The organism is Nocardia sp. JMUB6875, from assembly GCF_041154655.1.
Taxonomy (GTDB): Bacteria; Actinomycetota; Actinomycetes; order Mycobacteriales; family Mycobacteriaceae; genus Nocardia.
This window is the reverse complement of sequence record NZ_BAAFGR010000202.1, coordinates 1-12,146: the sequence shown is the minus strand read 5'-3', so window position 1 is coordinate 12,146 and position 12,146 is coordinate 1. Positions and strand designations below refer to the sequence as shown.

General features: G+C 68.4%; 13 protein-coding genes. 3 read left to right on the top strand and 10 right to left on the bottom strand.

Features of this window, described 5'->3' with window-relative positions; all coding sequences use genetic code 11:
- The 5 genes from mtnK to ACAM49_RS34410 all read right to left on the bottom strand — a co-directional run.
- On the bottom strand, positions 1 to 1,076 hold a 1,076-nt coding region (gene mtnK, locus ACAM49_RS34430), incomplete at its 3' end, for an S-methyl-5-thioribose kinase (protein ID WP_369639725.1).
- Positions 1,073 to 2,101, bottom strand: coding sequence for an ABC transporter permease (locus tag ACAM49_RS34425; RefSeq protein WP_369639724.1), 1,029 nt, complete (start codon positions 2,099 to 2,101; stop codon positions 1,073 to 1,075). The genes mtnK and ACAM49_RS34425, both read right to left, overlap by 4 nt.
- A 37-nt stretch (positions 2,102 to 2,138) precedes the next feature.
- Positions 2,139 to 3,686 (bottom strand): sugar ABC transporter ATP-binding protein, encoded by a 1,548-nt coding sequence (locus ACAM49_RS34420; protein WP_369639723.1) that lies wholly within the window; start codon positions 3,684 to 3,686, stop codon positions 2,139 to 2,141.
- Entirely contained in the window at positions 3,673 to 4,758 is a 1,086-nt protein-coding gene (locus tag ACAM49_RS34415) for a substrate-binding domain-containing protein (protein WP_369639722.1), read from the bottom strand. The genes ACAM49_RS34420 and ACAM49_RS34415 overlap by 14 nt, the downstream gene beginning before the upstream one ends.
- Before the next feature lie 98 nt (positions 4,759 to 4,856).
- Positions 4,857 to 5,993, bottom strand: a complete 1,137-nt coding sequence (locus tag ACAM49_RS34410; RefSeq protein WP_369639721.1) for an FAD-dependent oxidoreductase — start codon at positions 5,991 to 5,993, stop codon at positions 4,857 to 4,859.
- Positions 5,994 to 6,134: 141 nt separating this feature from the next.
- On the opposite strand from ACAM49_RS34410, the gene ACAM49_RS34405 reads away from it, so the two are divergent.
- Positions 6,135 to 6,764, top strand: a complete 630-nt coding sequence (locus ACAM49_RS34405; protein WP_369639720.1) for a TetR/AcrR family transcriptional regulator — start codon at positions 6,135 to 6,137, stop codon at positions 6,762 to 6,764.
- Positions 6,765 to 6,777: 13 nt separating this feature from the next.
- Here the strand turns inward: ACAM49_RS34405 and ACAM49_RS34400 are convergent, their stop codons facing one another.
- A complete protein-coding gene (locus tag ACAM49_RS34400) occupies positions 6,778 to 7,752 on the bottom strand; it encodes a helix-turn-helix transcriptional regulator (protein ID WP_369639719.1) in 975 nt (324 codons plus the stop codon).
- A gap of 95 nt (positions 7,753 to 7,847) precedes the next feature.
- Here ACAM49_RS34400 and ACAM49_RS34395 point away from each other — a divergent pair, with 95 nt between their 5' ends.
- The gene (locus ACAM49_RS34395) at positions 7,848 to 8,726 is read left to right on the top strand and encodes an alpha/beta fold hydrolase (RefSeq protein WP_369639718.1); all 879 of its coding nucleotides are present in this window, start codon (positions 7,848 to 7,850) and stop codon (positions 8,724 to 8,726) included.
- A 188-nt stretch (positions 8,727 to 8,914) separates the two neighbouring features.
- Here the strand turns inward: ACAM49_RS34395 and ACAM49_RS34390 are convergent, their stop codons facing one another.
- From ACAM49_RS34390 to ACAM49_RS34380, 3 genes are read right to left on the bottom strand one after another with little or no spacing between them, the layout of a single operon-like run.
- Positions 8,915 to 9,877, bottom strand: a complete 963-nt coding sequence (locus ACAM49_RS34390) for an NAD(P)-dependent alcohol dehydrogenase (RefSeq protein WP_369639717.1) — start codon at positions 9,875 to 9,877, stop codon at positions 8,915 to 8,917.
- Positions 9,874 to 10,101 (bottom strand): helix-turn-helix transcriptional regulator, encoded by a 228-nt coding sequence (locus ACAM49_RS34385; protein ID WP_040807872.1) that lies wholly within the window; start codon positions 10,099 to 10,101, stop codon positions 9,874 to 9,876. The genes ACAM49_RS34390 and ACAM49_RS34385 overlap by 4 nt, the downstream gene beginning before the upstream one ends.
- The gene (locus ACAM49_RS34380) at positions 10,095 to 10,520 is read right to left on the bottom strand and encodes a hypothetical protein (protein WP_369639716.1); all 426 of its coding nucleotides are present in this window, start codon (positions 10,518 to 10,520) and stop codon (positions 10,095 to 10,097) included. Before ACAM49_RS34380 ends, ACAM49_RS34385 begins: the two co-directional genes overlap by 7 nt.
- A 126-nt stretch (positions 10,521 to 10,646) precedes the next feature.
- Between ACAM49_RS34380 and ACAM49_RS34375 the strand changes: the two genes are divergently transcribed.
- Positions 10,647 to 11,867, top strand: a complete 1,221-nt coding sequence (locus tag ACAM49_RS34375) for a cytochrome P450 (protein WP_369639715.1) — start codon at positions 10,647 to 10,649, stop codon at positions 11,865 to 11,867.
- On the opposite strand, the gene ACAM49_RS34370 is transcribed toward ACAM49_RS34375, so the two are convergent.
- Positions 11,868 to 12,146: hypothetical protein (locus ACAM49_RS34370; RefSeq protein WP_369639714.1), on the bottom strand; the 279-nt coding region annotated here is incomplete at its 5' end. It abuts the gene before it with no gap.

The window sequence follows — 12,146 nt, the reverse complement described above, 5'->3', positions numbered from 1 at the left end:
GTGGCGGGGGTTGGGTCGGGGAGGGGGGTGAGGTCGGACAGGTGGGCGAAACCGAGTGTGCGGCGAATGAGTTCGGCGCCGGCGTAGCCGAGGGCTTCGGTCCAGACTCGGTTGAGGAAGCGGGTGAGATACGCGTCGTCGAAGAAGGTGTCGACGCGGGTGGGCCACAGGCGGCGGAATTCGGTGGTGAAGGCCTGCCAGCTCAGGGTGAGTTCTGCGCCGGATTCGGTGGGGTGGCCGAGGGCTCGGGCCCGGGCTTCGGCGGCGATGGTGTTGCCCCAGTAGGAACCGAGGTCGAAGCCGATGGGGCCGACGAAGGAGAATTCGGGGTCGAAGATTCGGACTACTTCGGAGCCGTCGCGGGTGCCGGTCATGATGCTGCCGGTGTGCAGGTCGCCGTGCAGGAGGGCTTGGGCGCTGGTCATGAAATTGTGTCGGAGGTCGGCGATTTCGGTGCGCAGGGCCGAATCCGCACGGAATTCCGCGGCCAGGTCGGCCACGCCCTCGTGCCAGTGGTTGTGCTCGTGCTCGATGAACGGTTCGGCGAGGAAGACATCCTCGGTGATCTTGCACAGGTCGGGGTTCACCGATTCCGCGATCAGTGCCTTGCGTTCGCCGGAGGACAGTCCGAAATCGCTGGTGGCGAAGGACAATCGGGCGACGAAGACGCCGACCGCGGTGGAGACGCCGCCGTAACCGCCGCCCTCGTTCAGGACGCCGCGCAGCACGCGCAGATCCGACAGGTCTTCGAGGATCAGCGCGTAGTTCGCCGGATCGTAGTCGTGCAGGACCGGGACGACTTCCGGCGCGACGGCCCGAACCCGTTGGTAGGCACGGGCTTCGGCGTCCGCGCGGGCGGGGCTCATCGGCCACGAGGGCCCGGCGACCCGGACCCAGGGCAGCGCCTGCTTCACCGCGACGCTGCGCCCGTCGTCGCGGCGGGTGGCGATGAACACCCGGTTCAGATTGCCGTCGGATACCTCCCGGACATCCACGTCGCCGGTCCCCCAGTAGCCGCGCTCGCGCAGGTACTCCGGCACATCGGCGGGTTCGAGGATGCGATAGTCCCCGGTCACGACCTTCTCCCTTCGGACAGCGTGAAACTGCAGACCAGCGCGAGGATGAGCACGACACCCTCGACGACGTCCTGTGTGTAGTAGGGCAATCCGGCGATGGTGAGTCCGGACGACACTATGCCGATCAGCACCGAACCCAGCGCGGTCCCCCACACGTTGGGCCGCCCCCGCCCCAGTACGGAGGTGCCCACCAGCGCGACCGCCACGGCCTCCAGTAGTTGCGAGTTGCCCGCCGAGACGTCGCCCTGGCCGATGCGCGCGGCCAGAATGAGCCCGCCGGTGGCGGCGAGCAGCGCCGAGAGGACGTAGGCCAGGCTGCGGTAGCGCCCGACCCGCACCCCGGCCAGGCGCGCCGCCTCCCGGTTGGCGCCGATCGCGTACAGCACCCGGCCCCATCTGGTCCGGGCCAGGAACACCCATGCCGCGATGGTGAGCACCGCGAAGATCAGCACCGAGTTCGGCACGCCGAGCACGCTGCCGCGGTCGATGGACAGGAATCCGGAGGTGAACTTGCCGGGTGCGGTCGATCCGTCGGCCAGGGTCATGCCGGGCGAAATCGACTGTCCGTCAACCATCACCAGCTTCAGCCCGGAGATGGCGAACATGGTGCCCAGGGTGGCGAGCATGTCGGGCACCCGTAGCAGCACCACCAGCGCGGCGTTCACCAGACCGGCGAGCGCGCCCACACCGAGCACCGCCAGCACCGCGATGACGCCGATCTGGTTGTGCACCACCATGGTCTGCGCCGCGACCGAGACCGCGAGGCCCGCGACCGCGCCCACCGACATGTCCAGGCCGCCGACGGCCATGGTCAGGGTGACGCCGAGTCCGAGAATGGCGGCGACGGACACGTAGCGCAGGATCTCGAGCAGGGTGGAACCGCTGCGGAAGGCCGGTTCACTCAGGCTGAAGTAGCCGAACAGCCCGGCCGTCACGACCAGGAATCCGTATTTGACGACTAGGTCGCCCGCGCGCCGCACGTGCGGCGCGATGGTCGCCGCGGACGTTTCTTCGGTGATCGTCATGGAGTCTTTCCGTAGGACAGTGGAATTCGGCCGGTCTTCATACGGCGGCGAGGGCGCGCACGATGGCATCGGAGTCGGGTTCGTAGGTATCGAGCCGGATTTCGCCGTCGACGAGCACCAGGACGCGATCGGCGACCTCGAGCACCTCGTCCACATCGGCGGACAGCAGCAGTACCGCGCCACCCGCGGCGGTCAGCGCCCGCGCCCGCTGCCCGATATCCCGGCGCGCGCCCAGATCGACGCCCCGGAACGGTTCGTCGAGCACCAGCACCCGGGGCGGGCGTGCGAGCCAGCGGCCGACCACCACCTTCTGCTGATTGCCGCCGGAGAGTTCCTCGATGCGGCTGTGCTCATCACGCGCGATGACACCGAGTTCGTCGATGCCGCGGCGACCGGCCGCGGCCTCCTCGCGCGCGCCGAGCCAGCCCCAGCGATTCGAGACCGAGCGCAGGAACGGCAGGCTGATGTGCTCCGCGATCGACCATCCGGGCACCAGGGCGTCCGCGTGCCGGTCCTCGGGCACCAGATGCACCCCGTGCCGGATCGCGTCGGCCGGATGCCGGGGACGGAACGGCTTGCCGTCCAACAGCATCGCGCCGCCCGCGAACCGGTCCGCGCCGAAAACGCCGCGCGCCACTTCTGTCTTACCCGCGCCGAGCAACCCGACGATGCCGGTCACCTCACCGTCGCGCAGGTCGAGGTCCAGCGGGCGGTGCCCGGGTCGGAGCGGTATGCCGCGCAGCGACAGCACCGGTTCACCGTCGCGCGGTCCGGCGTCGGCGGGCCGTCGGGTGGCCGCCGAGTGCGCGGTCGCGAGCATGGCCCGCAGCGCGGCATCCCAGTCGAAGGGCCGTTGCTGGAGCTCGGTCAGCTTCCCGTCGCGCAGCACCACCAGATCGTCTGCCAGCGCATCGATTTCGCCGATCCGGTGGGACACGTAGAGGATGGCGATCCCGGCGTCGCGCAGCCGCTCGACGAGGGCGAACAATCGTCGGGCTTCGGCGGCCGACAGCGCCGAGGTGGGTTCGTCGAGGATCAGCAGGCGGGGACGGGTGGCCAGGGCGCGGGCGAGGATCAGCAGTTGCCGATCGGAGATGCCGAGTTCGGCGACATCGCGCCGCAGCAGGCGATCGTCCCAGCCCAGGTCGAGCACGTCCTGGATCTCCGTGGCGCGAGCCAGGATTCGGGAGCCTTTCAACAGGGCCGGGCCCCGACCCGCAGCCAGCTCCTCGAAGACGAGGTTCTCCGCCACCGACAGGCCCGGAACGACAGTGTCGGCGATGTGCTGATGCACCGTGCGGATGCCCAAGGCGCGCGCCTCGGCGGGTGAATGCAGCCCCGCCGGGACGCCATCGATCCGGATCTCGCCCCGGTGTGCCGGGTACATGCCCGAAAGCACCTTGATCAGCGTCGATTTCCCGGCTCCGTTCGCGCCCAGCAGCGCGACCACCCGGCCTCCGGCAAGGTCCAGCGATACCCCGTCCAGCACGGCGCGCCCGCCGAAGGACATCCCGACATCCCGCAGTGCGACCACGGGTGCGGGCGTGCGGATATCGGCGGGCTCCCCGGAGTCAGTGAGCGACAACGGGAATCCAGTCCGCGGCGCTGACCTGTCCCAGCGCCAACGCGGGCACGGCCGCACGCAACTGATCGAGGTTCTGAATCTGCTTGGACACCAGCAGGTCCCGGGTGACGGCCACGGCCGGGAACTGCACGCTCTGCTTGCCGAGCTGTCCCGCCAGCTGCAGGGCGGCGGTCCGCACCACGGCCGCGCCGACCGCCGACGGATCGGTCCCGGCCGTCGCCACCCACGGGCTGTCGGCGGCGGTGATGGCCTGGATATCCGCGTTGGAGATATCGGCCCCGACCACCTTCACGCCGCTGAGCCGCTTGTTCTGCACCGCCAAGGTCGCTCCCTTGGCGAGCTCGTCATAGGGCGCGAAGATCCCCTTCACGTCACCGTGCTGGGTCAGTGCGGCACTGACGAGCGGTACGGTGTCGGTCGCGGTGGAGTCGGTCACCTTGCCGACCTTGAACGCCTGGGTCCAGCCGTTGTCGCCGAGTGCGCGCTGCCACACCGCATCCCGGCGATCCAGCGGCGCGTATCCGGCGACATTGACGTAGCCGACGGGTGCGTTCTTGCCGATGGCCGTGGCCAGCGCACCGATGGCCGCGGTGGCGATATCGGCGTCGTTCTGGCTCGTGGTCACCACTTTCGAGTTGGTGGTGTCCACGTCGTAGGTCACCACCGTGATGCCCTTGCCGACGGCTTGATCGATGAGCGGCTCGAGCGTCGCCGGGAAGCCGTGGTCCACGATGATCGCCCGCACACCGGAGTTGATCGCGGTGGAGAGATCGGTTGCCTGCCTGGCATTGTCGGCCTGCGCGTCGTAGACGGACAGATCGATGCCGAGCGCCTTGGCCTGCGCCTTCGCGCCCTGGCCCCACTGCTCGAAGTAGTCGCCCGCACCGCTCTGCCGCACCAGTGCCACCGGCACCGCGCCGTGATCGAACGGCGCGGGCCGCGGGCCGGTCGCCTGCGCGACCGACGAGGTGGCCTGCGGTCCCGTTGCGCCCCCGCCGGATTGGGAGCACGCCGTCGCCAGCAGGACGAGGGCGAGCGCGGGGACGGCGAGGACCGAGGCCAAGCGTGACACGGTGGAATCTCCAGGGTCGGACGGAAAGACAAGATCGGGAAACTACCGATCGGAACCTTTCCGCACACCGCATTCGATCACCGTGATCGGAATCAGCGTCAGTCGGCGAACATTTCCGCCGCCATGCGGCGGGAGTTGTCGACGGCGCGGTGGCCGCGGGGCAGCAGGACGGACTGGTAGTCGCTCAGGGCCGTGGTGAGCGGCTTCTCTCCCCTTGTGGCGGCGAGGATTTCGCGGGCAAGGGTGGCGGCGTCGGCGAGGGCGGTGTTCGCTCCGGCACCGGCGGTGGGCGGCATGGGGTGTACCGCGTCGCCGAGGAGGGTGACCGAGCCGGGATCCCAGGCGTCGACCGGGGCGCTGATGCGGAAGGTGATCGGGAAGAAGCTGTCGATGTCGGAGTGGGTATAGATGTCGCGAATTCGGGGGTGCCAGTTGGCGACGATGTCGGACGAGAGTTTCCACAGTTCCTCCGCGGACATGCGGAACAGGACGTCGTCGCCGATGCCGAGGCGTTCGGGGGTCGCGCACAGAGCGACCATCAGGTAGTCCGGTTGCCCCTTCTGGGGTGTGCGGAAGCGGACGGGTCCGAAGGCGGCGACGCAGGTGCTACCCTCGGCCACCATGGTCAGACCGCGGTCGAATTCCTCGGGGTCGAGGCTGCCGGTGAGGGGCATGCGGCCGTAGAGGCAGCGGATGCCGAAGTCCTCGACGACCGCATCCGGTAGCAGGTTTCGGCGGATGACCGATCCGACGCCGTCGGCGCCGACCAGCAGATCGCCTTCGTCGGTGCCGCCCTCGGCGAATTCGACTCGCACGCGGCCGGAGTCGGTGATCCGGTAGTCCGAGACCGTCCGCCCGAACCGCACGACGTCGTCCAAGCCGGTGAGCAGCCCGCGGCGGAAGGCATTGCGGTCCACTGCGGTGATCATGTCGGCGGGGACGCCGGGAAATTCGTACGCGGACACCCGCTCGAGTCCGGTGGTGAATCTGGTGACCATATCGCCGCTGATGCTGCTGGAGCGGCGCACCTCGTCGAAGACCTCCGGGGTGAGGCATTCGGCCAGGGCGGCATTGCCATCCGGATCGATGTGGATGCGATAGCCCTGATTGCGGGTCCGCGGCGTGGGGTCCTGTTCGTAGACGACGACCTCGATCCCGGCGGTATGCAGGGCTTGCGCCAGCGTCAGTCCGCCGACTCCGCCGCCGACGATGAGAACCCTTGTGCTGTCGTTCATTTCGATACTCCTCGACGATTCCGTTCGACCTCTCGGCAGCTGCGGTCTCCAGGGTGCGCCGCTCGAACAGCTCTGTCAATCGCCTTATTGACATTATCAAATGTTCATTTGATTAAGCCAGGCGGATGTATGATCGTGTCCATGCCCGCTTCGAGTCCTCGCCGCTCACCCAAACCGCAGGAGCGGCAGCGCGATCCCGAACGCACCCGCGCCCTGATCCTGGACGCGGCGATGAAGGAGTTCGGCGCGCACGGCTACGCCGGTGCCAGAATCAGCGCGATCGCCGCCCGGGCCGGGGTGAACGTACAGCTGATCTCGTATTACTTCGACGGGAAAGAGGGCCTTTACCAGGCCATTTCGCAGCAGTGGTGGCAGCAGCGCCGGGGTGAGGTGGCACCGGCGGACACTCCGCTGCCCGAGCAGTTGCGCAGCTACGCGCTCGAGGCGCTGCACAATCCGGACGGCGTCCGCCTGCTCGCGTGGGGCGGGCTCGAATACGCCGGAACCCAGACCCCTTCGGCCACGGATCAGTTCGCGGGCACCATCGCCCAGCTGCGCGAGTTGCAGCGCTCGGGCAAGCTGCCGGCCGAGCTCGATCCGGGCTGCCTGACGGTCATGCTGATGGCCATGGCCATGGCTCCCACCACCTTGCCGCAGATCATCGAGGCCGCCTGCGGGGTCGATCCGCGCTCGCCGGAGTTCCTCGAGCAGTTCGCCGACCAGGTGGCGGTCCTGGCCGAGCATCTCGGACTCGGTTCCGCGGACAGGTGACTTCGCGCCCTCTTCAGGATTGGTAGACGCGGGCCATGGCGGCGGTTTCGGTGGCGAGGCGCGCCCTGAGCTCCTCGGGTCCGAGAACCTCCGCGCCCGCGCCGAGCCGCAGGAGGTCGGGCACGGCACGGTCGAGAGATTCGATGGGGAGCCGGATCTCGCGGTGGCCGGTCGGGTCGGGCGCGGTGGCCGAGTCCCGGGCGGCCTGCACCGCGGCGGGTTCGAGCAGTTCGGTGAGGCGTTCGAAGGTCGCGCTGTCGACGCGAATCGAGGCCGAATCCCGGTGGCGGCGTTGGTCGAAGGACTCGAGGTAGCCGGACCAGTAGGCGGCCAGATCGAAGTCGGCGGGGCGGGTGACGGGATCGTCGAGGATCTCGAGTTCCATGATTCGGGAGATCCGATAGGTGCGGAGCTGCGCGTCGGCGCGGCCGACCAGATACCAGTTGCCCGATTTGAGGACGAGACCGAGCGGGTCGGTGGTGCGGGTGACGAGATGCGGTGTGGCCCATCGAATGTAGTTGAAGCGCACTGCGCGCTCGTACCAGACGGCATTGGCCACCGGGGTGAGGTAGGGCGTGGGTTCGGTCTCGCTGTACCAGCCGGGAGCGTCGAGGTGGAAGCGTGCGGCGATGCGGCCCGCCCGGTCGCGCAGTTCCGGGGGCAGGGCGGACATGACCTTGAGGTTGGCGGCGGCGACGACGGCTCCGAGGCCCAGATCGGAGGCAGCGGTGGGCAATCCGGACAGGAACAGGGATTCGGCCTCGTCGGCGGTGAGCAGCTCGAGTTTGGCGCGGAATCCGTCGAGCAGCCGGTAGCCGCCGTCGTGTCCCGCATCGCCGTAGACGGGAATGCCCGCGGCGGAGAGGGATTCCATATCCCGGTAGACGGTGCGGACCGAGACTTCCAGCTGGTCGGCGATCTCCTGGGCGGTGACGCGGTCGCGCGTTTGCAGCAGCAACAGAATCGACATCAGACGGCTGGCACGCATACCGGAATTCTGCCGGAATCCACTGACAGTAGATGTCAGTGGAGCGCCGCTAGCTTGCTCCTCGTTCCGAACGATCCGAATGGGGAGACACCGCAATGCCTTTCATCGAAACCCGCACCGGCACCACCCTCTTCTACCGCGACTGGGGCACCGGACGGCCGGTCGTCTTCTGCTCCGCGTGGGCCATGGACAGCACCGAACCACGCGGCGTGATGGCCGATCTGGCGGCGCACGGCTTCCGCGCGATCGCTCTCGACCGGCGTGGTCACGGTCGCTCGGATGATCCGGGGCTCGGGTACGACTACGACACCCTCGCCGATGATCTGGCCGATCTGCTCGATCATCTGAACCTGCACGACGCCGTCATGGTCGGGCATTCCATGGGCGGCGGCGAGATCGTCCGCTACCTGACCCGCTACGGCAGCGCCCGCGTCGACCGGCTCGTCCTGGTCGCCGCCGCCCTGCCCTACCAGCTCGCGGCGCCGGACAATCCCGAGGGCGTCCCGGCGGAAGCGGCCGAGGCGCTGCGCGATTCGTGGCGGCACGGTCTCGACACCTGGCTGGCCGACAATGCCGACCCGTATGTCGGTGCGGGCCTGCCGGGTTGCGAGGTCTCGCAGTTCGCACGCGACCAGGTACTCGCCTCCATCCTGGGCACCTCGCTCCAGGCCGCCATCGAGTGCAGTCGCAGTATCGCCGAAACCGATTTCAGCGCCGAACTGCCCACGGTCACCGTGCCGACCCTCATCATCCACGGCGACACCGACGCGTCGATCTCCCTCGAATCCGGCGGCCGCCGCCAGGCCGAACTTCTCCCGAACAGCGAACTGATCGTCTACGAGAACGCCCCGCACGCCCTGTATCTCACCCACGGCGCGCGCCTCACCGCCGACATCCTTGCCTTCCTCGCCGATTCACCGTCGCGCCGGCCGGTTTCGCTGCCGGATGGGGTCCGATACGCTGCGCAACGTTAGTCACCCCGAGTTTGAGGAATTATCGATGGGTTCTACCGTCCTGGAAATCGCCAATGTGCTGCTGACCCACGTCAATGCGACCTGGTCCTGGCTCACCACGGGCTCCTCGGGCCCTATCCCGCTGTAGCGGACGATTTTCACGAACCCCTCCACCGCGGACCGCGCTGGAGGGGTTCGGGCGTTCCGGGTCAGTCGACGAGGATGACGGCCTTGCCGCGGGAGTGACCGGTGGCCAGGGCGTCGATGGCGGCGGCGGCCTCGGGCAGCGGGTAGGTGCGGGTGATGCACGGCGCCACCGCGCCCGCGGACGCGAGTTCGGCCAGGGTGTGCAGGGTTTCGGGCGCGGGCAGCGCCAGCAGCGCGCGCAGGCGTTGGCGGGTGAAGGCCGACAGCAGCGTGGCGCGGAGCATGCGGTCGAGCGCGCCGAAGACCCGGCCGCCGCCCTCGCCGCCGACGAGCACCAGGGCCCCGGTGCCGGTCAGCAGCGAGCGCAGCTGCGGCAGTGGCCGGATGCCCGCCATATCGAGGATGAGATCGTAACGGCCGGTGAGTGTTTCGGTGGTGTAGTCGATGATGTGGTCGGCGCCGAGCTCCTTCACGAACTCCGCCGACTTCCCCGAGCACACGCCGGTCACCTCGGTCCCGAAGTGCTTGGCCAGCTGCACCGCCAGGTGGCCGACCCCGCCCGCCGCACCGATGATCAACACTTTCTGCCCGGCCTCGATTCGGCCCGCGTCGCGCAGTCCGGTCAGCGCGGTCATCCCCGAGATCGGCAGTGCCGCAGCCTGTTCGAAGCCGAGCCGCACCGGCTTGTGCTGGAACTTGACCGCCGGGGCACACGCGAATTCGGCGAACGAGCCGGGCACCGTGCCGAAAACCTCATCCCCAGGTTTGAATTCGGTGACCCGCGGACCGACCGCCTCCACGACCCCCGCGACATCCCACCCGCGCACCCGTTCCCGCGGCCGGCGCGGCCCCAGCGCCAACCGCGCGATCCGCGGCTCACCGGTCATGATGTGCCAAACGCTCGGGTCCACGCCCGCGGCGCGGACCCGCACCAGCACCCCGTCCTGCCCGGTCTCCGGCATGGGAACGTCAGTGTAGGACAGCATTTCGGTGCCGCCATAAGCGTCTTGCGTGATGGCCTTCATGGCTCGTCTTCTTCCGGATACTCGAAGATCTCGTCCAGCGGTGCACGGAACACCCGGGCGATCTGGAACGCCACCTCCAATGATGGCGAGTACTTGCCCTGTTCGATGGCATTGACGGTCTGCCGGGTCACCCCGAGCCGGTCGGCCAGCTCGGCCTGCGTCATCTCGCCGTGGGAAAAGCGCAGCGCGCGAATGTTGTTGGTGACCCGCGTCGGCTTCACCACGGCGGCATCCCCCGCCGGTAGGCGGCGAGCTTGGTGGCCCCGCCGACCACGGCCGCGAGGGTGAAACCCAGGTAGATGACGTTCGCGATCCAGAACCGATCCCCATCGGCCATGGCCAGCACCAGCGCCGCGATCGCACCGAGCGCGATGAACGCGTTGCCGACCTGCGTTCCGCGCGAATCGATTTCACGATCGCGTTGATCGCGGCGGTCGCAGTCGCGGGAGACGATCGCGACGGTGATGCTCGCCAGGATCGAGACCGCGATGGACGCGCCGACCGCCCAGAGCAGCGGCACGACGTAGGCCACGTCCACCAATGCCGAGTGCCGCGCCCGGGCCAGCACGACGATCAGATAGATCGCGTAGGAGACCACGGCCGCGGCACCCAGTATCCAGGTTCGCTTCTCCTCGTAGGGCATGAATGCAACGTAAAGCAAACCCGACTCGATGTACAGAATTTTTTACATGCCAGGGAAGGTGGAGATGGGCAGTCCAGTGATGGATTCGTCTTCGCCACAGTCGATTCCATCGGATAGTGTCGCGTTATGGCAGACATCGAAGCCCCGGATCGGATCGAGTCCATCGGGCCGGAATTCTTCGCCGATCCGCATTCGCACTATCGCCGTTGGCGTGAGAACGGGCCGGTGCGCCAGGTTCGGTTCCCCGACGGGCTGATTCGCTGGGTCATTCTCGACTACGCCGCGGGCCGCGCCGCGCTGAACGACCCCCGCCTGGCCAAGAACGCGGTCACCACCAACCGACTGATCAGCCGCAAACGCGGTGTGCCCGAAGCGGCCCCGGAGGATCTGGCGCTGCTCACCAATATGCTCAACACCGATCCGCCCGACCACACCCGGCTGCGCAAGCTGGTGACCCGCGCCTTCACCCCGCGCCGGGTGGCCGCGCTGGCCCCGCGCATCGAGGAGATCGCCGCAGAACTGGTCGACGCCATGGACGGTCGAGCCGAAGCGGATCTGCTGCACGATTTCGCCGAGCCGCTGCCGATCACGGTGATCTGCGAGCTGCTCGGGGTGCCGATCGAGGACCGCGCGGATTTCCAGCACTGGACCAAGGCGCTGGTCGCGGTGGCGGGTGTGGAGGACGAACGCGAGCATGCCACTCGGGCCATGGCCGGCTATCTGACCCGGCTGGTCCGGGAGAAGATCGCCGCGCCCGCCGCCGATCTGCTGTCCGCCCTGGCCGTTCCCGCCGAGGACGGTGACACGCTCACCGAGGCCGAACTCGTCGGCATGGCGTTCCTGCTGCTGGTCGCCGGGCACGACACCACCGTCAATCTGATCGCCAACGGCACCCTGGCCCTGCTCCGCAACCCGGCGCAATTCCAAGCCCTGCGTGACGATCCGGAGCTGATTCCCGGTGCGGTCGAGGAGTTCCTGCGCTTCGACGGCCCGGTGAACATGAGCACCATCCGGCACACCTCCGAACCGATCACCATCGCGGGCGTGGACATCCCCCAGGGCGAATTCGTCTTCATCGCCCTGGTCGCCGCCAATCGCGACCCGGACCGCTACCTCTCCCCCGACGACCTCGAGCTCGACCGCGACACCACCGGCCACCTGGCCTTCGGCCACGGCATCCATTTCTGCGTCGGCGCTCCCCTGGCCCGCCTGGAGGCTCGAATCGCGTTTTCCGCCTTGCTATCCCGGTTCCCGAAGCTACGGCTGTCCGCGGAAGCCGAGACCCTGGCCTGGCATCCGAGCACCCTCATTCACGCCCTGCGTGAACTCCCGGTACTGCTGGACTGACTACCGCTGGGCCCGCATGTAGCAGTTCGTCTGGATCACCGCGCCGGTATCCAGGCGCTCGGTCCACCCGCCGGGCCCCACCAGTCGAACCGTATCCGGCCACGGCTGATACGGCTTGCCCTGCGCGTCGTGCCCCGGATAGGGCACATATCCCCAGTAGCAGGTGAACCCGCTGGCGGGCGGCGAGAACACCCATACCTCCGCCCCGATATCCACCCCCACCGCGACCTGCCGAACCTGCTGCTGCGCAACAACATCCGGCTCCCCATTGCTCACATC

Coding starts and splice junctions, on each gene's coding strand:
- ACAM49_RS34425 (WP_369639724.1), bottom strand. CDS start 2,101: ATGACGATCACCGAAGAAACGTCCGCGGCGACCATCGCGCCGCACGTG.
- ACAM49_RS34410 (WP_369639721.1), bottom strand. CDS start 5,993: ATGAACGACAGCACAAGGGTTCTCATCGTCGGCGGCGGAGTCGGCGGA.
- ACAM49_RS34405 (WP_369639720.1), top strand. CDS start 6,135: ATGCCCGCTTCGAGTCCTCGCCGCTCACCCAAACCGCAGGAGCGGCAG.
- ACAM49_RS34400 (WP_369639719.1), bottom strand. CDS start 7,752: ATGCGTGCCAGCCGTCTGATGTCGATTCTGTTGCTGCTGCAAACGCGC.
- ACAM49_RS34395 (WP_369639718.1), top strand. CDS start 7,848: ATGCCTTTCATCGAAACCCGCACCGGCACCACCCTCTTCTACCGCGAC.
- ACAM49_RS34390 (WP_369639717.1), bottom strand. CDS start 9,877: ATGAAGGCCATCACGCAAGACGCTTATGGCGGCACCGAAATGCTGTCC.
- ACAM49_RS34380 (WP_369639716.1), bottom strand. CDS start 10,520: ATGCCCTACGAGGAGAAGCGAACCTGGATACTGGGTGCCGCGGCCGTG.
- ACAM49_RS34375 (WP_369639715.1), top strand. CDS start 10,647: ATGGCAGACATCGAAGCCCCGGATCGGATCGAGTCCATCGGGCCGGAA.